At 72.6% G+C, this 23,305-nt stretch carries 17 protein-coding genes; 11 read left to right on the top strand and 6 right to left on the bottom strand.

Going from position 1 to position 23,305, the window contains the following annotated elements; all coding sequences use genetic code 11:
- Positions 1–19 precede the first annotated feature (19 nt).
- From LO762_RS18495 to LO762_RS18485, 3 genes are all read right to left on the bottom strand, one after another.
- Entirely contained in the window at positions 20–3,361 is a 3,342-nt protein-coding gene (locus LO762_RS18495) for a bifunctional glycosyltransferase family 2 protein/CDP-glycerol:glycerophosphate glycerophosphotransferase (protein ID WP_230616740.1), read from the bottom strand.
- 126 nt (positions 3,362–3,487) lie between these two features.
- Positions 3,488–4,972 (bottom strand): hypothetical protein, encoded by a 1,485-nt coding sequence (locus LO762_RS18490; RefSeq protein ID WP_230616739.1) that lies wholly within the window; start codon positions 4,970–4,972, stop codon positions 3,488–3,490.
- Positions 4,973–5,007: 35 nt separating this feature from the next.
- A complete protein-coding gene (locus LO762_RS18485; RefSeq protein WP_230616738.1) occupies positions 5,008–6,849 on the bottom strand; it encodes a glycosyltransferase family 2 protein in 1,842 nt (613 codons plus the stop codon).
- Between the two features lie 240 nt (positions 6,850–7,089).
- On the opposite strand from LO762_RS18485, the gene LO762_RS18480 reads away from it, so the two are divergent.
- Genes LO762_RS18480 through LO762_RS18455 form a run of 6 tightly spaced genes read left to right on the top strand, consistent with a single transcriptional unit; the run spans position 7,090 to position 13,711 of the window.
- Positions 7,090–8,256 (top strand): acylneuraminate cytidylyltransferase, encoded by a 1,167-nt coding sequence (locus LO762_RS18480; RefSeq protein WP_230616737.1) that lies wholly within the window; start codon positions 7,090–7,092, stop codon positions 8,254–8,256.
- 2 nt (positions 8,257–8,258) lie between these two features.
- Entirely contained in the window at positions 8,259–9,134 is an 876-nt protein-coding gene (locus tag LO762_RS18475) for an N-acetylneuraminate synthase family protein (RefSeq protein ID WP_230616736.1), read from the top strand.
- Positions 9,134–10,093, top strand: a complete 960-nt coding sequence (locus LO762_RS18470; protein ID WP_230616735.1) for a glycosyltransferase family 2 protein — start codon at positions 9,134–9,136, stop codon at positions 10,091–10,093. Before LO762_RS18475 ends, LO762_RS18470 begins: the two co-directional genes overlap by 1 nt.
- A complete protein-coding gene (locus LO762_RS18465) occupies positions 10,090–11,454 on the top strand; it encodes an alpha-2,8-polysialyltransferase family protein (protein WP_230616734.1) in 1,365 nt (454 codons plus the stop codon). Before LO762_RS18470 ends, LO762_RS18465 begins: the two co-directional genes overlap by 4 nt.
- A 6-nt stretch (positions 11,455–11,460) precedes the next feature.
- A complete protein-coding gene (locus LO762_RS18460; RefSeq protein ID WP_230616733.1) occupies positions 11,461–12,750 on the top strand; it encodes a hypothetical protein in 1,290 nt (429 codons plus the stop codon).
- Positions 12,716–13,711, top strand: a complete 996-nt coding sequence (locus LO762_RS18455; RefSeq protein WP_230616732.1) for a glycosyltransferase family 2 protein — start codon at positions 12,716–12,718, stop codon at positions 13,709–13,711. The genes LO762_RS18460 and LO762_RS18455 overlap by 35 nt, the downstream gene beginning before the upstream one ends.
- Here the strand turns inward: LO762_RS18455 and LO762_RS18450 are convergent.
- Both LO762_RS18450 and LO762_RS18445 read right to left on the bottom strand, forming a co-directional pair.
- Positions 13,666–14,826, bottom strand: coding sequence for a DUF6716 putative glycosyltransferase (locus LO762_RS18450; RefSeq protein ID WP_230616731.1), 1,161 nt, complete (start codon positions 14,824–14,826; stop codon positions 13,666–13,668). The two genes, LO762_RS18455 and LO762_RS18450, sit on opposite strands and share 46 nt — an antisense overlap.
- Positions 14,823–15,788: a hypothetical protein gene (locus LO762_RS18445; protein WP_230616730.1), complete on the bottom strand. Its 966-nt coding sequence runs from the start codon at positions 15,786–15,788 to the stop codon at positions 14,823–14,825. The genes LO762_RS18450 and LO762_RS18445 overlap by 4 nt, the downstream gene beginning before the upstream one ends.
- 174 nt (positions 15,789–15,962) lie before the next feature.
- Between LO762_RS18445 and LO762_RS18440 the strand changes: the two genes are divergently transcribed.
- The 3 genes from LO762_RS18440 (at position 15,963) to LO762_RS18430 (ending at position 19,587) form a co-directional block, all read left to right on the top strand.
- Complete coding sequence (locus tag LO762_RS18440) at positions 15,963–17,486, top strand: arylsulfatase (protein ID WP_230616729.1); 1,524 nt, start codon at positions 15,963–15,965, stop codon at positions 17,484–17,486.
- 110 nt (positions 17,487–17,596) lie between these two features.
- Complete coding sequence (locus tag LO762_RS18435; protein ID WP_230616728.1) at positions 17,597–18,454, top strand: sulfotransferase; 858 nt, start codon at positions 17,597–17,599, stop codon at positions 18,452–18,454.
- Positions 18,455–18,591: 137 nt separating this feature from the next.
- A complete protein-coding gene (locus LO762_RS18430) occupies positions 18,592–19,587 on the top strand; it encodes a glycosyltransferase (RefSeq protein ID WP_230616727.1) in 996 nt (331 codons plus the stop codon).
- Here LO762_RS18430 and LO762_RS18425 read toward each other — a convergent pair.
- A complete protein-coding gene (locus LO762_RS18425) occupies positions 19,499–20,128 on the bottom strand; it encodes an HD domain-containing protein (RefSeq protein WP_230616726.1) in 630 nt (209 codons plus the stop codon). The genes LO762_RS18430 and LO762_RS18425 overlap by 89 nt on opposite strands.
- A 96-nt stretch (positions 20,129–20,224) precedes the next feature.
- On the opposite strand from LO762_RS18425, the gene LO762_RS18420 reads away from it, so the two are divergent.
- Both LO762_RS18420 and LO762_RS18415 read left to right on the top strand, forming a co-directional pair.
- Positions 20,225–20,767: an SRPBCC family protein gene (locus LO762_RS18420; protein WP_230616725.1), complete on the top strand. Its 543-nt coding sequence runs from the start codon at positions 20,225–20,227 to the stop codon at positions 20,765–20,767.
- 28 nt (positions 20,768–20,795) lie between these two features.
- On the top strand, positions 20,796–23,162 hold the full coding sequence (locus LO762_RS18415; protein ID WP_230616724.1) for an AAA family ATPase: 2,367 nt from the start codon (positions 20,796–20,798) through the stop codon (positions 23,160–23,162).
- Positions 23,163–23,305: the final 143 nt, after the last annotated feature.

Below are 23,305 nucleotides of genomic sequence, written 5' to 3'. Positions count from 1 at the left end.
TGCCGGGCCCCGCTGGGCGTCAGGCGGGGCCGAAGACCGCGTCCACCACGCGGCTGGCGGCGTGGCCGTCCTCCAGGGCGCAGAAGCGCTCGTGGAAGGACCGGTAGGGGTCCCGGTACTTCTCCTTGACCTCGTTGATGTCGCGGAGCGCGGCGACGAGCGCCTCGGTCGTCTCCAGGAGCGGGCCGGGGGCCTCGGACTCGAAGTCGAAGTAGAAGCCGCGGAGCTTGTCCCGGTAGTGGGCGAGGTCGTAGGTGTAGAAGAGCATCGGGCGGCGCAGGTTGGCGAAGTCGAACATCACCGAGCTGTAGTCGCTCACCATGACGTCGGCGGCCAGGTACAGCTCGGCGATGTCCGGGTAGAGGGAGGCGTCCCTGACGAAGGGGGCCTCCGGCGCGCCGTCCACGACGTTCGGGTGGAGCCGCGCGACGAGCACGTGGTCGTCGCCGAGTTCGCGGCCGAAGACGTCGAGGTCGATCTGCCAGTCGGCCTTGTAGCGGCCCTGCCCGTAGAACTGGTCGTCGCGCCAGGTGGGCGCGTACAGGACGACCTTCTTGCCTTCGGGGATCTCCAGCCGCTCCCGGACGGACGCCGCGATGGCGGCCGCGTCGGGCGAGTACAGGACGTCGTTGCGGGGGTAGCCCGCCTCGATGATCTCGCCCTCGTACTTGAAAGCGCGTTGGAGGATCTTGGTGCTGAACGGGTTGGGCGACACGAGGTGCGTCCACTCGGGCAGCTTGACCTCGCCGACGGTCGCGGCGTGCGCCTTCTGCATGCCGGGCGCGTAGGCGAAGTGGACCTCCTTGACGTCCCGCCCGATCTTCTTCAGCGGGGTGCCGTGCCACGTCTGCAGGACAGTCTGCTCAGGGTGCCGCCGGAACCAGTCGCCTATCCGGTGGTTGGCCACGATGTACTTCGACGACGCGATCGCCTCGTGCCAGTCGCGGCCGTTCAGCCGGACCGCCTTGGCCGTCGGCGGCAGCTCCACCTGGGCGTCGCCGACGACCCAGAGCTGTTCCAGGGTGCTGCCACGGCGCACGAGTTCCTCGTGGATGGCGCGGGTGCTGTCGGAGTACTGGCGGCCGCTGAAGCAGGTGAACAGGACGGCGTCGCGCAGGCCCTGTTCCTTGACCTTGAGCCGGGCCTCCTGCCGCATCTTGGTGGCGGCGCCCTGTTCGCCCGGTTTCAGGTCGTTGCCGACCTCCAGGACGAGCCTGCCGCCCTGGTTCTCCACCCCGTAGGACCGGAGCGCCACCTCGACGGCGGGGGGCAGCACGGCGTCCTCGGCGAGCCGGACGGCCAGCGGCCGGGCCCCCTCGGCGCGGAACAGGATGTCCCATTTGCCGGCCCGCAGCGGGAGCGTCCCGGCGAGCGTGGTGATCCGGGTGAGCGGGAGGACGGTCTGGCCGTCGGCCATCGGGAACGGGATGTCCAGTTTGCGGCCGCGCGAGCGCAGCACCACAGTGCCCTCGGCGTGCACGGGGTGGCTGCCGCGCAGCGTGAGGGTGCCGTCGGACGCGAGTTCGGCGGCCTCCACGAGGTACCGGGCGGTCCGGAGGCTGAGCTGGGCGTACCCGGAGGGGTTGCGTCCGGCGACGGCCTCGCGGGTGCCGGAGAGGATCCGTTCCTGCTGGGTCTCCTCGGCCAGCACGGCCTGGACGCCGTCCACGTGGAACTGCCAGGCGACGGTGTCGTCGAGCCGTGTCTCGTCCTGCCGGATCTCGGGCAGGTCGGCGAGCGCGATCGCGGCGGTGAACGCCCCGCCGGACGCGGTGACGGCGAACGGTACCTTCTTGTCGGCCCGCACCAGCGTCAGTTCCCCGGCCTCGGGTGCCCTGCCCTCGACGTGTAGGACGTCGCCGTCCCAGCGCAGCCCGGTGATCTTGACCCGGACGGTCTCGACGCGCAGCCGCAACTGCCGTTCCACCATCTCCGGGACGATCCGGACGTCGTCCGCCACGTACCCGTAAGGCGGGAAGAGCCCGGATCCGGCGGATCCCGGCTTGAGCGCGCCCGAGCGAAGCAGCCCGTCGGCGAAGACCCAGGCGTGGACCTCCCACACCCCGTCGCGCCAGCCGCCGCGACGCCGTAGGCGGGCCGGGTCCAGGGTGAACTCAAGGCCGCGCCACGCCTTACGGCGCAGTGACTGCCGCGCCTTCAGCCGGACCCGCCTACGCCCCTGCTTGAGCGTGACGCCCTTCACCGACGTCCAGCGCCGCCGCATGCCGACCGAGGTGATGAACGCCTGCCCGGAGACGGCGAGCTTGCCGTCCGTCCAGGAGATGTCCTCGATCCGGCTGCGCATCCGCACCTCACGCCCCGCCCGGTAGATCCTGGCGGGGATGGCGAGCTTGTCGTCCTTCCAGTACGGGTAGACGACGTAGCGGCGGATCGGGTCGCGCACTATCGACGGGCTGGTGCCGCCCCGCTCGTACCGGACGACCTTCACCAGCTCGGTGATCAGCCGCCGGGACGCCAGGTGCCACTTGAGCCGGGTGAGCGCGCCCAGGTCGTCGAGGATCCGGGGTTCGACGGTTTCGGCGAACTGCGCGGCGAGGTCGATGATCGCGGCCCGGTCGCGCGGTTCGGCGTCGGGGAGCGCGTCGAGGAAGACCTTGAGTTCGCGGTCGAGCAGCGCCCCTTCGACGAGCCGCCGCTCTCGGGCCCGCCAGTGCCCGTCGAGCCTGCCGCGCACGGCGGCGACGGCGGCGAACGCCTCGGCGGCCTCGGCCGGGCTGGTGCTCGGCCCCGCCTGCACGGGCGCGTTCCGGCCGACGACGATCTCCGGCAGCACCTCGACGGAATCAGCCAACTGGTAGGCGCTGACCGTGACGGCGAGGTCCGGTAGCCGGTCGGTCTCGGGGAAGCGCAGCCCGTGCGCGTCCCAGAAGGCGCGGCGGAACAGTTTCCCGCCGACGATCCTGTCGTTGACGAGCGCGGGGAGGGCCCGCACGGACGTCGCGCGGCGCCGGGCCGCGAACGCCTCACGGTGCAGCCAGGACCGCCAGATGCCGCCGTTCTCGGTGAGCGTGCCGATGTTGCCGGCGGCGAAGTCCGCGCGTGATCCGGTGAGCGCGGTGTGCAGCAGGTCGAGCGCGTCGGCGGGGATCCGGTCTCCCTCGTCGACGAAGAACAGGAAGTCCCCCCGGGCCTCGCGCACCCCCAGGTCGCGTGCCGCCCCCCGGCTCAGGCCCCGCCCGGCCAGGAGCCGGAACCGCTCGTCGGGCAGATCCCCGGCCGCGGGCGCGCCGTCGGCGACGACGAGCGCCTCGAAGTCACGGAAGGTCTGCCCGGCCAGCGACGCCAGGGTCTCCGCCGGGTCCGGCTCGCCGCCCGAGGCGAGCACGATGACACTGATCATCAGGAGTTCTCACAGTATTGGGTGACAGTTCATGAATCAGGGGAATTGCTGTAACTTTCGTAGCCAACGGAGTGTACGCCGTGACCCATTCCCCACGCCGCCTCATCCCACCGTGTGGAACAAGTATCACTTTCCGGCGAGCGCCGGAACTCCCGTTTCCGCTGGGGAGTCCGTTTCCGTGGCCCGGCGTTCCGGGAGGAGTACGACGATCACGGCGGCCACCGCGAGGATCCCGAGCCCCGCCGACGTCCACCAGTTGTTCACCGGGTCCCGCACGAACGGCATCGGGTCCGGCCACGGGTCGCCCCGGAACTGCGGGACGCCGGGCAGGAAACCGAGCGATCCGACGGCCAGCCGGAGCTGCGTCAGGCCGTCGATCCGGGTGGCCGGGGCGAGCGCGAGCAGCGGAAAGATCAGCGGGTCGTACCAGGGGTGCTGCACCGGCGAGACGAACAGCAGCGCCGCGCCGACCGCGAACGACACGCGGGCCGCCTGCCCCTGCCGGGTCGTCGCGGGCGTCAGTTTCCACAGCAGCGCGCCGAGGATCACCGCGCCCGCGAGATAGCCGAGCTGGTTCATCTGCCCGTAGGTCAGCTCAACGCCCCAGCGCGGGAGGAAACGCCACGGGTTGGTCGGTGAGACGTCCTGCGCCTTGTCCGCCAGGATCTCGAAGGCGCGCGGCCCGGCCAGCAGGTAGCCGCCGAGCCCGGTGGCGACGACGCCGCCGAGCAGCCCGGCCAGCGTCGGCCACGAGCGCCGCGCCACCCACGCCAGCCCCAGCCCGGCGACGAAGAACGGCGCCTTGACGCCCCCGGCCAGCCCGATCAGCGCGCCCGCGTACATGCCGGCGGCCCAGACCGGGGTGCGCGCGCCCGCCCGGAAGAAGACGGCGAAGGCCAGCGCCATGAACGCCGCGCCGTACACGTCGTTGTGCGCGCCCGCCACACAGGCCCACAGCATGAGCGGGTTGCAGGTCCACAGCAGGTGCGCGCGGATCCTGGCCGTGGTGTCACCGGCGATGCGGTCCAGCACGAGCGCCACCACGGCGAACGCGCCGAACGCGGCGACCTTGAGCAGCGAGACGATCGCGTACATCGACGCGCCGCCCGCCCAGGCCGCCGCCGCGAAGATCCAGTTCGAGACGGGCCCGTAGACCGAGGGCGTCCGCCGCCACGCCTGCGGCGCGTACTTGGCGACGGGGTCGCGCAGGTCGATCAGCAGTTGCGGGACGGTCTGGTACGGATCATGCCCGAGCAGGAGCATCCGCCCGTAGAGGGCGTAGCTCTGGACGTCGGTGGAGCCCCCCACCGGCACCAGCGCGTACACGAGGGCCGCGCCCAGCCCCCCGGCCAGCAGCAGCCGGAGCGACGGCCGCCAGCCCCACCGCAGCGCCAGCAGGCACAGGCAGACGCCGAGCGCGCCGAACCCGACCATGGCGAAGGTGAGCACAACAACGAGCAGCGCGCTCGGATCGGCCTTGAGGGACCATCCGCCGCCGCTCTGGGGCACCGTGTTGGAGGGTCCGAGGAGGCAGGCGAACACGCCGAGACCCACGGAGAGCAGGACAGCGGCGAGCCCCGCCGTCCCGACCCACCGGGATCTGGCAGACATCTCAACAGCAGAGGATATGTGTGTTTGGTGGACGCTCAGGGCCAGCCGCGGCGTAGGCCGAGTTTGGCGAGGATCCTGGGGAGCACCGGCGCGGACGAGAGGGCGACGGCGAGGCGGCCGCCCGTGGTGCGGTAGGGCCGGGCGGAGCGGCGCAGCCCGACCCGGGCGGCGGCCAGCGCGTCCGGCAGGAACGCGCCGCGCAGTCCCGCGACGTCGAACTCGATCTGCCAGGTGCCGTCGCGCAGGAGCCGGAGCGGCAGGTCGGCGGTGAACGCGTCGCCGTCGAACCGGGCGGGCGCGTCCACGACCTCCTCGGAGCCGCGCAGCTTCGCCTTGACCGTCACCGGGACGCTGGCGGGCATCGTGCCCGTGACCCGCACAACGCCCCGGCCGACCCGCGCGGACGCGACGATCTCCGGCGTCCTGGACTGCCATCCGGCGTCGACGCTGAGGTTGCCGTAGTCGGTGCGGTGGCCGCGCAAGACGGGCTTGCCGTCATCAACAAGGACGAACCGGGTGTCGGGCGTCTCCAGGTCGCCCAGCGCGGGCCTGGCCGCCAGCGGCACCCCGTCCAGGGCGGCGCGCACGACGATGTCCCAGCGGCCCTTCGACAGGGGCGTCCCGGCGAAGTCCAGCACCGCGCGGAACGGCTCGGCCGACGCCACCGGGAACGCCAGCTCGGCGGGCTCGTCGCCGCGCAGCCGCAGCAGCACCGAGAGGTCCGAGGCCCGCCCGCCCGCCAGCTCGACGTCGCCCTCCAGCACGAGCCGGGGCCCGTCCCAGCGGGCGGCGGTGAGCTGGGCGTGGAACGGGAGCCGGTCGGTGACGTCGAAGCAGGCGTCCGGGAGTTCCCCGAACCCTGGCGTGTCCTGGTAGACCCTGCCGTCCACGACCTTCAATGGCGGCACCTTCTCGGCCGTCCCGAAGGCGACGATCTCAGGGATCAGGTCCTCGCGGCCGTCCGTGAGGCAGTGCGCGAGCTGACGGAAGAACGGGGCGCTGGCCGCGCTGATCGCCGGGGTGAGGTGCCGTTCGACGAGCACACGGGCACCGGCCTCGGTGATCGCGCGCCGCTCCGGCGACGCCGCCAGGTAGGCGGCGCCGAACCGGGCCGAGACCTCCTCGCGGAAGTGCCGCCGCAGCATCCGGTCCCGGGCCGGGCCGGGCTCGGTGTGCTCCTCGACGAGCCGCATCACCCTGCCGATCACCGGGAAGAACTCGGTGTCGGGCGCGCCGCCCTGCTGCATGATGCTGCTGCCGTCCTCGCGCTCCACCCAGTAGTAGGCGTCGTAGTCGGCGAGCACGCTCACGCCCTTGGCCCGGAAGTAGGCGAGGGCGGTGAACTCCTGGTCCTCGTGCGAGAGCAGCCCCTCGGGGAACCGGGTGTCGCCGATCAGGGAGCGGCGGAACAGCTTGAGCGGCGCGAGTGTCGCGTACAGGTCGGGCTTGTCGTCGTGGATCGTGGTGCTGCCGACCGTCTGGCGGAACAGCCGGACGGGCACCTTGCGGCCCACTCCGACGTACTTGCCTATGACGATGTCGGTGGCGTTCTCCTCGGCCATCTCGACCATGAGCTCAAGGGCGCGGGGCCCGAGCCAGTCGTCGGCGTCGAGGAAGAGCACAAACTCGCCGGTCGCGCGGTCGAGGCCCGCGTTGCGCGGGGCGCCGGGGCCGCCGGAGTTCGGCTGGGTGAGCACGATCATGCGGCTGTCGGTGAAGCGTCGCAGCACGTCGAGGCTGTCGTCGGTCGAGCCGTCGTCGACGCAGATCAGTTCGAGGTCGCCCAGGGTCTGGCCGAGCACCGAACCGACACAGCGCTCCAGGCTCGCCCGGCAGTTGTAGACCGGGACGATGACGCTGACTGTGGGGTGGGGCACGCGAGAATTCCTGTCACAAGGGAGCACAAGCACATTAGCCGGGCTCTCGACCTAAGGCGAGAGAAGCCCGAACGAACGATCATGCAACGCGTTAAGGGAACATAAAGTACGCATCCGACGGCACAGTGTCCACACCTCGTCCTCGCCTCGTTCACCTCGCCTCTCACGGGCCGTCACACGCGGCTCCTAACGTCGGACTCCTCTGCCCGACCACCGGGCGGCGAACGACGAGGAAAGTGTGTGCGAGTCCACAGCGAACGGGTCGTCTGCGTGATCCCGGCCCGGGGCGGCTCCAAGGGCGTCCCGGGTAAGAACTTGGCAAAGGTCGGGGGCGTCCCCCTGGTCGCCAGGGCGGTGCGTGCCGCCCGCGCGGCCCGGACGGTGGACACCGTGCTGGTCTCCACCGACGACAGGGAGATCGCCGAGGCCGCCCGCGCGGCGGGCGCCGCGATCATCGAGCGGCCCGACGACCTCTCCAGCGACGGCGCGACCTCGGAGTCCGCGCTGATCCACGCGCTGGCCGCGCTGCCCGCGCCGCCCGAGATCACGGTGCTCGTCCAGTGCACCTCGCCGTTCCTCGACCCCGCCGACCTCGACGCGGCCGTCTCCCGCGTCCTGGACGGCGCCGCCGACTCCGTCTTCGCCGCGCTGGAGACGCACGAGTTCCAGTGGGTCGAAGGCGCGGACGGGCTGGCCGGGGTCGGCCACGACGCCGCCTACCGGCCGCGCCGCCAGGACCGCGCCCCGCACTACCGGGAGACGGGCGCCTTCTACGTCATGCGGACGAGCGGGCTCCTCGGGCACGGGCACCGGTTCTTCGGCAGGATCGCGGCACAGCCGGTGCCGCGCGCCCACGCGCTGGAGATCGACACCCCCGAGGACCTGGCCGTGGCGCGGGCCCTGGCCCCGCTGGCCGACCGGCCCGAGGCGCTCGACGTGGACGCCGTCGTCACCGACTTCGACGGGGTGCACACCAACGACACGGCCGGAGTCGGCCAGGACGGGCACGAGACCGTCACCGTCTCCCGCGAGGACGGGATGGGGGTCGCCCTGCTGAAGAAGGCGGGCGTGCCGTTCCTCATCCTCTCCACCGAGACCAACCCCGTGGTGAAGGCGCGCGCCGCCAAGCTCGGGGTGCCCGTCCTGCACGGCATCGCCGACAAGGCGGCCGTGCTGGACAAGTGGCTGCGCGACGCCGGATGGGACCCCGCGCGCGTCGCCTACGTGGGCAACGACGTCAACGACCTCGGCTGTCTGGCCCTCGTGGGCTGGCCGGTCGCGGTGCCCGCCGCGCATCCGGACGTCCGCGCGGCGGCCAGGCTCGTGCTCACCCGCCCCGGCGGAGGGGGCGCGGTCCGCGAGATCTGCGACCTGGTCCTCAGGCACAAGAACAAGAGCGAGGAATAGCCATGGCAGCTTCCGTCACCATCGGCGACCTGCGGGTCGGCCACGGGAACCCGGTCTACGTGATCGGCGAGATCGGCATCAACCACAACGGCGACATGAAGATCTGCCGCCAGCTCATCGACGTCGCGGCCAACGCCGGCTGTGACGCGGTGAAGTTCCAGAAGCGCACCCCCGAGATCTGTGTACCCGTCGACCAGCAGTCGAAACTACGTTCGACTCCCTGGGGCGAGATGACGTACCTGGAGTACAAGCACCGCGTCGAGTTCGGCAAGGAGGAGTACGCCGAGATCGACGAGTACTGCGCCAAGCGCGGCCTCCAGTGGTTCGCGTCCCCCTGGGACGTGCCGTCGCTGGAGTTCCTTGAGGAGTACAACGTGGTGACGCACAAGGTCGCCTCCGCGTCCATCACGGACCGTGAACTCCTGCGGGCGCTCGCCGCGACGGGCAAGCCGGTGATCCTCTCAACCGGTATGTCGGAAATCGCCGAGATCGACGAGGCCGTCGAGATCCTCGGCACCAACAACCTGGTCATCCTGCACGCCACGTCCACCTACCCGCTGCCCGCCGAAGAGGCCAACCTCCGCACGATCACCACGCTCCGTGAGCGCTACGGTGTGCCGGTGGGCTACTCAGGGCACGAGCGCGGCCTCCAGATCAGCCTCGCCGCCGTCACGCTCGGCGCGTGCGCCGTCGAGCGGCACATCACCCTCGACCGGACGATGTGGGGCTCCGACCACGCCGCGTCGCTGGAGCCGACCGGCCTCCAGCACCTCGTCCGGGACATCCGGGTGATCGAGCAGGCCCTCGGCGACGGCGTCAAGCGCGTCTTCCCGGGCGAGGCCGAGCCGCGCGAACGCCTGCGGAGGACCACCGCCTGATGGGCACACCCGCCCCGCGGCTGTCGGTCGTCATCCCGATGCGCGACGTCCAGGCGTACGTCGGCGACATGCTGCTCACCCTCAGGAGGAACACGGCCCCGGACATCGAGTTCCTCGCGGTGGACGACGGCTCGCGGGACGACACCCCGCGGCTGCTCGCCAAGTCCGGGGTCGCCGGCCTGACGGTCCTCACCAACCCGGAGGCGCTCGGCCTGTCCGGTGCCCGCAACACCGGCCTGGCCGCCGCCCGGGGAAAGTACGTCACCTTCCTGGACGGCGACGACTGGGTCGCGCCCGGCTACTTCACCGCCCTCGCCGACGCCGTCGAGGGGCTCGGCTGCGACTTCGTCAGGGTCGACCACGTCCAGGTCAGCGGGCGCAAGCACAGCCTGCACCGGGCCCCGATGGGCAGGCGCGACGAGGTCCTCGACCCGAGGGACGCGATCCTGCCCGTCCACGACAGGTCGATGGTCGACTACCCGTACGCCTGGGCGGGCGTCTACCGGCGCTCGCTCGGCGACCTGCTCCACTTCCACCCGCACCTGCACACCGCCGAGGACCGGCCGTGGATCTGGCGGCTGCACCGCGAGGTGCCCGGCTACGCCGTCGTGTCCCTGGCCGGGGTGTTCTACCGGCGCTCCGTCTCCGGCTCGCTCACCAGGATCGGGGACGCCCGGCAACTGCACTTCTTCGACGCGTTCGACCTCGTGCTCGCCGAGCTGGACGCCGACCCGGACGCCGTACGGCTGCGCCGCAAGGCCGTCCGCACGTACTGCGCCATGATCGCCCACCATCTGAACGAACGTCACCGGCTCACCCCCGCGCTGCGCAGGGAACTGCGCCGCCGTGCCCGACGCACCGTCCAGGGTTTCCCCCCGGACACGCTCGCCGAGGTCCTGCCCGGCCTCGGTACCGACCGCCGCGACCTGTTCGCCGACCTGTTGGGCATCGACGCTTGACCACCACGCAGATCCTCCTCGCCTCCACGCCCTTCGGCGCGCTCACCCTCGCCGCCGCCCTGGACGCCGGTCTCCTGGGCGACGACGGGAGCCGCCGCCGCGTCCTCGTCGTCAGCAACAACGCGGCGATTCCCGAACTCACCCCCGGCCTCACCGCGCAACCCGGCTGGGAGACCCTCGCGCACCGGTTCCACACGCTCGTCGACTGGAACGCGGAGATCGCGCCGCTGCACCCGTCCGGGTGGACGCCGCGCGAGGACGAGCTGCCGCTGTACGAGCGGTGGCTCAGGGACAGGTGGGGGCTGACCGGACACGACATCGAGCTCGTCGTCGAGTCCATCGCCGTCGCCCCCGCCCGCACCCTGTGCGCCCTGTTCTTCGGCGCGCCCATCACCGTCTACTCCGACGGGCTCATGTCCTACGGCCCCACCCGGAGCACCCTGCCTCTCGGCGTCGGAAGCCGGATCGACGCCTTCCTTCACCTCGACCTGGTGCCGGGACTCGTCCCGCACCTCCTCGCCGAGTACGGGGTGCCGTCCCGGACGATCCCCGACGCGGCCTTCCGGAAGGTCCTGGACGAGGTGACGGGGGCCGTCCGGGGGGCGCTGACCGCCCCGGACGGTACCGAAGTGCCCGAAGGCACCCCTTTGATGGTCGGTCAGTACCTGGCCGCTCTGGAAATCCTCAGCGCGCAGGAGGAAGATGACCTTCATGTGGCGATGCTGCGTGGAGTCGTGGCCCGTGGGTTCACGACCGTGCTCTTCAAGCCCCATCCGGCGAGCCCGGTCAGGGCGACCGAACACCTGGCGGCCGAGGCGCGGCGGCTCGGCGTTCGGCTCCTGGTCGTCGACCAACCCGTACCGGCCGAGGCGTGGTGCGCGGCGGTTCGGCCCGCACTGATCGTCGGCTGCTTCTCGACGGCGCTCGTCACCGCGACCCGCTACTACGGCGTCCCGGCCGCCGCCGTCGGGGCCGAGATGCTGCTCGACAGGCTCGCTCCCTACGAGAACAGCAACCGGATACCGGTGACGATCGTCGAGGCGACCGTGCCCGCGCTCGGCGAGGACGGCTCCCTCACCGAGCCCGCGAACTACGGGCCGCTGCTCGCGCCGCTCGTCGCGGCGGTCACCTACGCGATGCAGGCGGGCACCCGGCCTGAACTGCGCGCGGAGGCCGCCGCCTATCTGAAGGAGCACTGGCCCGAGGTCCAGCGGTTCTTCAAACGGCGCAGGCTGACGTCGCTGGGGCTGCCGGGCGGGCTGCCGCCGAACCGCGCGGTCGAGGTCGCGGTGCCGAGGGCGAGCCGCCGCCGCAGGATGGCGCTGCGCGCCTTCCGCCAGGTCGACCGGTTCCGGGACTGACGGCCCGTGCCCGGCCCCGTCCTGGTGTGCGCGGCGACGACCCGGCTGGCCGTCGCCGCGCACACCGCCGCCCTGACCGCCGGCCTCCTCCCGGCCGGGCCGAGCTGGCGGACGGTGCTGCTCGCGGCGGAGGAGCCGGGCCCCGGGATCGCCGCCCGGTTCGGCACGGTGCTGCGCTGGGACGACGAGTTCGGGCCGCTGCGCCCGGACGGCTGGACCCCGCGCGTCGGCGACCTGCCCGTGCTGGAACGGCTGCTGACCGACCGCTGGTCCCTGACCGGCCCGCTCCACCTGGTCGTGGACGGCATCGCGGGGCTGCGGTCGCTCGCCCCGATCCTGTCGCGCGCGCGCATCACCGTCTGCGTCTCCGACCTCGCCTCCTACGGCCCCACCCCCGTCCGTCTCCCTGTGGGCGTCGGCTCCCGGATCACCTCCCTCCTCCACCTGGACCTTCTGCCCGGCGCCTCGCCCGTCCTCCTCCACGAGTACGACCGACAGCCCGTGCCGATCCCCCTCGCCGCCCTGCCCGCCCTCCTCGGGGTTCCGGCAGACCCGCCCCACGGCGTCCTCCTGCTGGGCGAGTCCCTCACCCGGCGCGCCGCGCTCCCCCAGGCCGTCGAGGACAGGCTCACCGCCACCGCGCTGCGCGCCGCGCTCCGCGCCCGCCCCGCCACACCGGACCCCGACCCGCCGCCCGGCGACGGCGATCTCGTCCGGGGCCCGCGCCGGCGCGGGCACGGCCCGCGTGTGTGGTTCGCGGGCGAGACGGTGCCGCGCGGCCTGGTCCGGGAGGCGCGCCGGCTCGGCGTGCCCGTGCACGTGGTGGCCGACCCGTGGTCGGTGCGGCCCGCGCTCGTCGTCGGGCACGCCGGGCCGGAACTCGCCGCGTACGCCGCGCTCGCCCGCGCCGGCGCGCTCCCCGGCACCGCCGTCGCCGCGCTCGGGGCGGGCGCGCTGGCCGGGGGCGCCGAACGGGTCGCCGCGGTGCTCGTGGACCGGACCGTGCCCCGGCTCACCGGCGGCGGCCGGATCGTCGCGCCGCCGCCCGCCGCCGACCTCCAGGAGTCCCTTCGCGCCCTCGCCTACACGCTGCGGCCCGGCCACCTGCCCGAACTGCGCGAGGACGCGCTACGCCACCTCGCCGGACCGTCCGCCCCGCGCTCCCGTTTCCCCGCCGCCGGCCTGGCCGCGCTCGACCTGCCCGTCCCCTCGGCGGGTACGCGCCTGCGCCGGGTCCTGTCTCCCGGAGGCCGCCCCCGCCATGGTCGTCCTGTCGCTGATCAGCCCGGTCCGTGATGTCGCACCCTACGTCCCGGACCTGCTCGCCTCCCTGACCGCGAACGCGCGGCCCGGCCACGAGTTCCTCGTCGTCGACGACGGCTCCACCGACGCGACCGGCGACCTGCTGCGCCGTGCCCGCGTGCCCGGCCTGCGCGTCATCACCCGGCCGGAGCCCGGCGGCCCGTCCACCGCGCGCAACACCGGCCTCGCCGAGGCGGCGGGCCGCTACGTGACCTTCCTCGACGGCGACGACTGGATCCGGCCCGGCCACCTCGCCGACCTCGTCGCCGCGATCGAGACGCTGGACTGCGACTTCGTCATGACCGACCACGTCGAGGCGCGCGGCACGGAACGGCTGCTGCGCACGACGCCCGAGGCGCGCGCCCGCGAACGGCTTCCGGCGCGCGCCGCGATCCTGCCGCAGCACGACAAGTCGATGGTGGACTACCCCTTCACCTGGGCCGGGATCTACCGCAGGTCGCTGGGCCCGCTGCTGGAGTTCGACCCCCGGCTGCACACCGCCGAGGACCGGCCCTGGTTCTGGCGGCTGTACCGGCGCGCGGCGTCGTTCGCCGTCGTCCCGCTGGGCGGCGTCTTCTACCGGCGGGACGCGCCCACCGCGCTCACCCGCATCGGCGACGCCCGCCAACTGCACTACTTCGACGCCTTCGACACCGTGCTCGCCGACCTCGCCGCCGACGGCGAACCCGACGTGCTGCGCTACAAGGCGATCCGCAACTACTGCGCGATCATGGCGAACCAGATCAAGATCGAGTCAAGGCTGACGCCCGCCCTGCGCGAGGCGCAGCGCGCCCGTGCCGCCGCCACCCTGCGCGGCTTCCCTCCCGAGCTGCTCGCGTCGGTGCTGTACGGCGCCTCAACCGAGCGGCGCGAGCTGTTCGCCGAACTCCTCGCGCCGCCCGACCCCGCTCAGACGCCGCGCAGCGCGCGCCGCGCGCGCAACAGCGCCCGGTAGGCGGGCGGCGGCAGCTCCACCCTCGCCCTGCCGCGCGTCCGCGCCCACCTGCTCTGCGTCGGCTGGTACGGCGCGGGCAGCGTCTCGGCCTTGGCGACGAGCTCCTCCAGCGCCGAGGTCCAGTCGTTCTGTTCGGCGGGGTGGAAGTAGTTCTCCGCGCACCACCGCTCGGACGGCCGCCGGAACGTGCCGCGCGCCAGCTCGTCGAGCGTCCCGATGAGCCCGCTGTCCTCGAACACCAGGTTGATCATCTTGGCCGACACGCCGAAGTCGCCGAGCACGAGCACCGGCGCGTCGGCGGCGATCGCCTCCAGCGCCGCCGTCGAGCTGACCGTGACGAACCCGGCGGCCCTGGCCAGTTGCACGTACATCGGGCCCGCGTCGAACTCCAGGAGGTCCCGGTCGTAGGGCAGCTCCTCCCACAGCTCCTCGTAGTGCAGCGCCTCCCGGTGCGTCTGCTGCTCACCGCGCCGCGCCCGCAGCTTCACCACAACACGCAGGTCGGGCCGGCTGAGCGCGAGCGCGGCCAGCGCGTGCAGCACCTCTTCCCGCTGCTCCCTGCCTGCGGGCACCTTCGCCTGGGTCGCGAACACCACACGGTCGCGCGGGACGTCCTCCTGCGCCGCCCGGTGCGTGCGCGCGGGCTCCAGGAAGGGCAGCGTGGTCCGCACGACCCGGCCGGGGATCCCGAGCGACTCGCCGATCTCGGTGAACTCGGCGACCTCGCGGGCGCTGTGCACGATGAAGAGGTCGGCGGCGGCCCGGAACTTCCAGGCCCGGCGCGTCGCCGGGACCGAGATGCCGGGCAGGCCCGACACCAGGACGCGGCGGCGGCCCCGCGACACCCACGGCGCGAGCGCCCGCACCACCGGACCGGTGCACATCAGCAGCACGGCGTCCGGGTCGAACGTGCGCAGCAGCGTCCGGAACGCCTGCGCCGACACGACGGGCGGGACCTCCTCGCCGCTCCCGCTGACGGCGGCGGCCCGCTGCTCGGGCGAGGGCGTGATGGGCGTGCGCACCACGATGAGGCGGTGTTCGCCGGGCAGCCCGCGCAGCAGCGCGGCGGCCCACTTCAGGTAGGAGTCGGAATCAGCGACAGCGAGCAGTCTCAAGCGAACTCCGGTCCTACGGTGAAAAGGCTGAGATGGGTGCGGAGAGAGGCGTCGGCACGGTCGGTCCACCAACCGGACGGCACCGTGACGCCCTCGATCACGGGCCCGTCGCCGCCGAGCAGGACGCGCAGCGACGACAGCGCCGTCGAGGGCAGTGACACCACACGGTGCCAGGATGTCAGCCCGCGCAGGCTGAGTTCGACGGGCAGCCCGGACTCCCGGACCCTGACGCGCGGGTCGGCGCGCAGCAGGTCGAGCACGTCGGCGCTCTCCCTGCGGTGCGGGTGGTAGACGAACGGCTCCTCCGAAGCCCGCGCCCGCAGCCACCGCACGTACGCCTCGCGGTCGATGAGCCCGTTCGCGACGAGCGAGGTGCCGAGCACAACGAGCCGCTCGTCCGGCGGCGGGTCGGCGGGCAGCGAGCGCAGCCACGGGAAGTCGTGCCGCACCACACTGATGCCCACCCGGTGCGCGCGCGCCATCACGGCGGACGGCACCGGCAGCCCGGTGAACACGGTGACCCTTCCGTCGGCCGCCAGCGCGCGCAGCCGGGCTCCGGCGACCGCGCCCAGCGCGCGGCGCGGAAGGCCCGCCTGGGCGCGCGCCCGGACGAGCGGCTGCCGCCACGGCCCGCAAAGCAGCCCGAGCAGGTGCAGTGTGGCCAAACCGTCATCAACCAGGAGGAGTCTGCGCGGTGCGGGCGACCTGAGCAGCGCCGTCTGCGCCTGCCCGGAGAAGGCGTCGCCGAGCGCCCAGCCCGTCCTGCCCACCGCGGCGCGACGGGCGGCGACCAGTTCCACGCCAGGCGGGAGGCCCAGCCGCGTCGCCTCGGCCGCCGTCGCGGCGAGCGCCGCGGAGCCGTCGCGCACCCGGACCGCCGCGGGACCGAGCACTCCGGCGTACCGCGCCTCCAGCACAGACAGCAACTGCAGGGGTGACTCGACCCAAGCTAGCTCCGTCATGGCACCTATCAATCCGGGGTAGGTTCCGTCACGATGTGACTGACCGTCACCAGAACCTTCGCATAACCACATGAACGGGCGGCCAACTTGAGCTGTCGGAACCGATTAACAATTCGCCTGTCCGTTGATCTCGCTAAGCTGCTCCGGTCCCCCTCACTCCCCAGGAGCCATCTCTTGAGTAACAGGCGTCGCTTCCTGTTCGGCGCGGGCGTGCTGGCCGCCGGGTCGGCCGCCTGCGCGGCCTGGCCGTCCCAGCGCGAAGGCGCACCGGCCCCCAAGGAGAAGCTCGCGGCGGGCGACCAGCCGCCCAGCTCACCGCACGGCCAGCTCGGCGAGGTCGTCCGGGCCGACGACGTCGCCCAGCGCGGCCCCGGCGCCACGGGCAGGCCGAACTTCATCGTGATCCTCGCCGACGACCTGGGCTGGGGCCAGATCGGGGCGTACGGGCAGTCGAAGATCAGGACGCCGCGGATCGACCAGCTCGCCAAGGAAGGGCTGCTGTTCACCGACGCCTACGCCTCGGCGCCCGTGTGCGCGCCGTCCCGGGCGTCGCTGCTCACCGGCCTGCACGCGGGCCACAACCCCGTCCGGCGCAACCCGCCGAAGGAGGGCGAGCTGCCGCTGCCGGCGGGGACCCGGACGATCGGCGACGTGCTCCAGTCCGTCGGGTACAAGACGGGGCTGTTCGGCAAGTGGGGGTTCGGCCGCAACTCCGCCGACGAGGGAAGCCACCCCAACGCGCGGGGCTTCGGCGAGTTCTTCGGCTACATGACCCACCACCAGGCCAAGAGCTACTACCCGCGCTTCCTGTGGAACAACCGCAACCGGGTGCCGCTGCCGGGCAACTTCGACGACTACGGCGCGCTCTACGGCCCGGACCTGATCATGGACAGGGCGCTGGAGTTCGTCGAGGCGAACAAGGACGACCCGTTCCTGCTCATGCTCACCCTGCCGCTCCCGCACGCCCCGTCGGTGATCGGCGATCTCGGGCCGTACCGCAACCGCGACTGGAGCCCCGCCAACAAGACGCACGCCTCCCAGATCACCCGCCTGGACGCCTACGTCGGCGTGCTGATCGACACGCTCAAGCGCAACGACCTGGACGAGAACACCATCGTGGTCTTCACCGGGGACAACGGCGCGCACGAGGAGAACGGCGTGGAGCCCGCGTTCTTCAACGCGAGCGGCCCCTACAAGGGGATCAAGCGGAACCTGTACGAGGGCGGCACCCGTGTCCCGTTCATCGTCTGGTCGCCGAAGCTGCTGCGCCGGACGGTCCGCAAGCGCACCACACACCCGATGGCGCACTACGACCTCATGGCCACGATGGCCGACTACGCCGGTGCCCGCACCCCCAAGAACGACGGCCTGTCGCTGCGCCGGGTCCTCAACGGGACGGGCGGCGCCCCCAAGCACGAGTACCTCTACTGGCTGCGGCTGCACGCCGGGTCCACCAAGACCCACCGCTCGCTGGAGAAGGGGCGGGGCCGGCAGTGCTCGGCCGCCGTGCGGTTCGGCAACTGGAAGCTGATCGGCTGGGCCCCCGGCCACGAGTACTCGGCGCCGAACGGCCGCTGGACGTACGAGCTGTACGACCTCAGCAAGGACCCGGGAGAGCGCAAAGACCTCGCCAAGAGCCGCCCGGCGATCGTCAACCGTGGTGTTCGCTACATCAGGCAGGCGTGGCGAGCACCATAATGGTGCCGAGGTTGCCTGTTTCTCAGTTAATATTCAGCAACATTAGTCCAGATTGGTACGGTTCGTCGCTATCGTCTCCTGCGAGCCACCAACGACCCGGGACATGAGGGATGCAGGAAGCACAGCGCAGCACCGCAGTCAAGCGGGCCATCCGCCGCCGTACCGAACACCTCGCCGAGGCCCTGCGCCCACCGGGCGTCAAGCCCAAGCGCCGGGTGGAGATCCCCACGCGGCGGCACGGCGCCAAGCGCCTCGTGCCCTCGCCGGTGTTCGTCATGTCCTCCCAGCGCTCCGGCTCGACGCTGCTGCGGGTGATCCTCAACAGCCACACCCAGATCCGCGCGCCGCACGAGCTGCACCTGCGCACGATCAAGGTGGAGCCCAGCCGTGAGTTCACCGACGACGTCATGGGGGCGCTCGGCCTCACCCGCAAGGAGCTCGAACACCTGCTCTGGGACCGGATCCTGCACCACGAGATGGAACGCAGCAAAGCCGCGGTCATCGTGGACAAGACCCCGGCCAACGCCCTGATCTGGCGCCGCATCAACAGCGCGTGGCCCAAGGCCCGGTACATCTTCCTGCTCCGCCACCCCCAGTCCGTCGTCGAGTCCGTCATGAACCGGCGCAAGGGCGCCCTGGTGGAGGACGTCGTCGACGAGACGTACAACTACGTCGCCGGCGTCGAGGAGGCCAGGCAGCACCTCGACGGCGTCACCGTCAGGTACGAGGACCTCACCGCCGACCCCGAGCACGAGACCAGGCGCATCTGCGAGTACCTCGACCTGCCCTGGGAGTCCGGGATGCTCGACTACGGCGCGCAGGACCACGGCCCGATCAAGCCCGTGTTCGGCGACTGGAGCGCCAACATCAAGTCCGGCAAGGTCCAGGCGGCCCGCCCGCTGCCCACCGCCGAACAGATCCACCCCCGGCTCCTGGACACCGTCAAGACCTGGGGATACCTGGACTGACGGGCCCCGGCACCCGCACAAACTAGAGCATCCGACGGCGAGCCGCCTCCCTGCGTTCACGCAGCGTACATCGGCGCTGGTCACGATGCCCGGTGAAGCATCCTTTCCGGCATCGTGAGCACTCGGGAGGCGGCCCCATGCGGGTCTGCGTCTGCACCGTCGGCCACCACCCCGAGGACGCCCGGATTCTGCACCGGCAGATCCGCGCCCTCCTCGACGGCGGCCACCGCGTCACCTACGTCGCGCCGTTCCGGGCGTACCGGGCCACGCCCTGGCCCGGCATCACCCCCGTGGACGTCCCGCGCCGCGCCCACCGCTTCGCCGCGCTCCGGCACGCCCGCCGCGCCATGGCCGAACGGGCGGCGCACACCGACCTCTTCCTCCTGCACGACCCCGCCCTACGCAGGGCCGTCCCACGCGGCGTCCCCGTGGTCCTCGGTGACGCCTTCCCCACCCTCACGCCCGTCCCGGCCGCCCCGCCGCGCCCGCCCGACGACCCCCGCGTCGTCCACCTGGGCGACCTGACCAGGGCGGGCGGCGCCGCCGAACTGATCACCGTGGCGCGCGGCCTGGCCGAGCACGGCATCGCCACCGAGGTGATCGGCGCCGCCGCCGAGGACGTCAGGCCGATGCTGCGGACCGCCCAGCGCGAAGGCGTGCTGCGCTGGTACGGGTTCGTGCCGAACGACAGGGCGTTGCGGATCATCTCCGGCGCGTCCGCCGCGCTCGGCCCGCTGCGCGCCGCCCGGCCGCTGCCCGCCGTCCCCACGCCCGTCCTCGAGTACCTCGCGCACGGGGTGCCCGTCGTCGCCGGGCCGGAGCCCGCCACCGGCTACCTGCTGGAGGAGACGGGCGCGGGCCTGATCGTCCCCGACGCGGCCGCCGCCGTCCGGGCCGTGCTGCGGCTGCGCCGCGACCCCGCGCTCCGCGCCGACCTGGCCCGGCGCGGGCACGCCGCCGTCGCCGCCCGCTACGACTGGGCCGACGCCGTCCCCGCCTTCCTCGCCAGGATCGAGGCGGTCGCGGCGGGCCTGGACGGCGACGTCACCGCAGATGCGCGAACCGCCGCGCCCAGTCGGCGAACCACCCGGCGAAGAACGGCACGCCCTCCGCGAGCGGCATCACATAGGTGACGGTCTCCGCGTAGTACCGGCGCTGGAAGTCGGGCGGCATCCGGTCCAGCGTCGAGACGTTGCTCGCCCGGTCCGCCAGCTTCACCGCGACGACCTGCGCCGGAGCCTCCCTCAGCCGCCGCAGGTAAGCCACCTTCGCCGCCCGCTTGTCCCGCTTGGACACCACCGGCGGCTTCGTCAGCCAGTCCACGTACTCGGCGACGACGGGCCCGAACTCCGCCTCGATCTCCGCGACCGTCGTCGGGGTGTCCTCGGCGACGTCGTGCAGCAGCGTCGCGGCGAGCACCTCCGGATCACGCTCCCCCGCGCCCCTGACGATCACTTCGAGCGCCTCGAACAGGTGCACGGTGTAGGGCTCGCCGGTCGGCCTGCGCTGCGCCCCGTGCCAGCGGGCCGCCGCCTCCGCCGCCCGCCGCACCGTGGCCAGGCCCCCCGCGTCCAGCAGGACGGCCAGCTCCGGCTCCGCGTCCGTCCAGGAGGTCCAGGACCCCGGCACGGCGAACGAGGGCGGCTGCGGCCGTTTCAGCCCGTCAGAGGGCATGTCAGTAATCCCGGTACACGGATCCGCCGCGCCGTCCGACGCTTTTCCCGGGTGGTCGGTGTTCACGGAATCACCGTAGTGCGGGAGGATCGGCGCATGGGAGCCGAAGCCGCCGAGCCGCGGGAATGGGTCGTCGAGGAGAGCGTGCTGATCGCCGCGCCGCCGGACCAGGTGTTCGCCGCCGTGGCCGACCCGCGCCGGGTCACCGAATGGTCGCCCGAGGTCTTCAAAGTCTGGGTCCGCGACGAACCCGTCGAGGAGGGCAGCAGGTTCGTCGGGTTCAACCGGCGCGGCCCCTACGTGTGGTTCACCACCTGCGAGGTCACCGCCCACCTGCCAGGACAGGTGTTCGCCTTCCGCGTCTCCTCCTTCGGGATGGAGGTCGCGCTGTGGGGCTACCGGATCGAACCCGTCGACGGCGGCACCCGCCTCACCGAGTACTGGCAGGACCTGCGCCGCGGCTACCGCACCGCCGGCGTCGTCTCCCTGCTCGGCCGGATCTTCACCGGCACCCCGCCCGCCCGCAGGGCCGGGATCAACAGGGACGGCATGCGCGCCACCCTCGAAGGCGTCAAGGCGGTCCTGGAACGGGACGAACGCGCGGGACGGGCCTCCACCGGCGACACCGGGAGCGCATAAGCTTCTTCCTCTGTCGAGAGGGAGAGGTATGTCGCCGACCAACGTGGGGCGCCCCGCCGCCGGACCCGCCGCCGGGCAGGTCAAGGACGCGGAGATCGCCGCGGAACAGACGACGGTCGACGCCGCGTACGTCCGTCTCGACGAGATGCGGGTCGAGGCCGAGCACCTGCTCAGGGAGGGCTTCCGCCAGTCCCAGGCCGGCACCCGCAGCTCGCTCGTCGACCGCGACGCCATGGTCTACCAGGCGTCGCTGCGCACCCAGGCGCTCAACGTCGCCGACGACGGCCTCGTGTTCGGCAGGCTCGACCTCCGCCAGGCCGTCACCGAGGCCGCCCAGAACGGCGAGGCCCCGGCCGCCGAGCGCAAGGGGCCCCTGTACGTCGGCAGGATCGGCGTCCGCACCCGCGACCACGAGTCCCTCGTGGTGGACTGGCGCGCCCCCGCCGCCGAGGCGTTCTACCGGGCGACGCCCGAGGACCCGCGCGGCGTCGTCCGCCGCCGCGTCCTGCACTCGCGCGGCCACCGCGTCATCGACATCGAGGACGACCTCCTCCAGCCCGCCCTCGTCGACGGCCTCACCGTCGTCGGGGACGGCGCGTTCCTCGCCTCGCTCGCCCGCACCCGCGAAGGCGCCATGCGGGACATCGTCGCGACGATCCAGCGCGAACAGGACGTCGTCATCAGGGCGCCCGCCGACGGCACCGTCATCGTGCGCGGCGGCCCCGGCACCGGCAAGACGGCGGTCGCCCTGCACCGGGTCGCCTACCTGCTCTTCCACCACCGGCGCCGCTTCGGCGGCCGTGGTGTCCTCATCGTCGGGCCCAACCAGCGGTTCACCGCCTACATCGAACGGGTCCTGCCGTCGCTCGGCGAGGGCTCGGCCGCGCTGCGCTCGCTCGGCGACCTCGTGCCCGGCGTCACCGCCACCCGGCACGACAGCCCCGAGGTCAGCCGGATCAAGGGTGCCGGATCCATGGCGGCGGTGCTGCGCAGGGCCGTCGCCGACCACCCGCCGGGCGCCCCCGAGCTGCTGACCGTCGTGCACGCGGGCGTTGTCGTCAGGCTGGACCGGGTCCGGCTCGACAAGCTGCGCCGCCAGCTCCACCAGCGGGTCTCCGGCAGCGTCAACACCGCCCGCCGCAAGGTCGCCGAGACCCTCCTGGACACGCTCTGGGACAGGTTCGTGGAGATCGGCGGCCTCGTGGACGCGCCCGGCATCAAACGCTCCGAGTTCATCGCCAACGCGCGCGACCAGCTCGGCGACTTCCTCACCACCTGGTGGCCGATCCGCACGCCCGCCCAGGTGCTGCGCACCCTCGGCGACCCGGAACGGCTGCGCGCCGCCGCTGGCCGCGAGCTCACCCCCGACCAGGTCGGCAGGCTCGCCGCCTCCTTCACCCACGAAGACGACTGGTCCTACCAGGACGTCGCCCTCCTCGACGAGATCGACGCGGTGCTGGGCCGGCCGCCGCGCGCCGCCGGGAAGGTCCGCGAGGACGACCCGTACGTCGTGGACGGCGTCAACATCCTCACCGGCGAGGAGGTCGCCGACTGGGAGCCCGAGTACCGGGAGCTGAGCACCTCCATCGAACGGTCCGAGCGCGCCCGTAGGGTGGACGACGAGGCAGAGGAGGCCACCGACTTCGGCCACGTCGTCGTGGACGAGGCACAGGACCTCTCGCCCATGCAGTGGCGGATGCTCGGCCGACGCGGCCGCCAGGCCACCTGGACCGTCGTGGAGGACCCCGCCCAGTCCGCCTGGGAGGACCTCGACGCGTCACGGCAGGCCATGAACGCGGCGCTCGGCATCGGCGGAGACGGCGGTGGCGCCGGGCCGTCACGCAGGCCGTCACGCGGGCAGTCACGGAACCGGGGCGGACGCGACCGGCGCGGCGGCGGGGCCCGGACACCGCGCCGACCGCACCACGCGTTCGAGCTGACGACGAACTACCGCAACTCGGTCGAGATCGCCGCAGTAGCCACCCGGGTGCTGGCCCGTGCCGTGCCCGACGCGGCACCGGCCCGCGCCGTCCGGCGGACCGGCTACGAGGCGATGGTCGCGCTGCACCAGGACGCCGACCGTCCCGCCCTGCTGCACGCCGCCCGCGACGCCGTGGTGGACCTGCTCGGCCAGGTCGAGGGCACCATCGGCGTCATCCTCCCGCTCGGCTGGCCGAAGGAGACCTGGGACGTGCCCGACCGTGTGCAGACCCTCGACGTCCTCGAAGCCAAGGGCCTGGAGTTCGACGCCGCCGTGCTCGTCTCCCCCGAGGAGGTGGCCGCGCAGACCCCGACCGGCCTGCGCACCCTCTACGTCGCCGTCTCCCGCGCCACCCAGCGCCTCACCGTCCTCACCACCGACCCCACCTGGCAGAAAACCCTCACCACCGACTGACCCCCACCCCCAAAGCGCCCCCGACCCACCACCCGGGGGCGCTTTTTGACGACCCGTGCCGTGCTTTCCCCGGAAATGCAGAAAGGGCCCCGGATCTCTCCGGGGCCCTATCTTTCACAGTGTATTGCGGCGGTGTCCTACTC

It is taken from the genome of Actinocorallia sp. API 0066 (assembly GCF_020991275.1).
Lineage (GTDB): Bacteria > Actinomycetota > Actinomycetes > Streptosporangiales > Streptosporangiaceae > Actinocorallia.
This window is presented reverse-complemented; position numbering and strand designations above follow the sequence as displayed.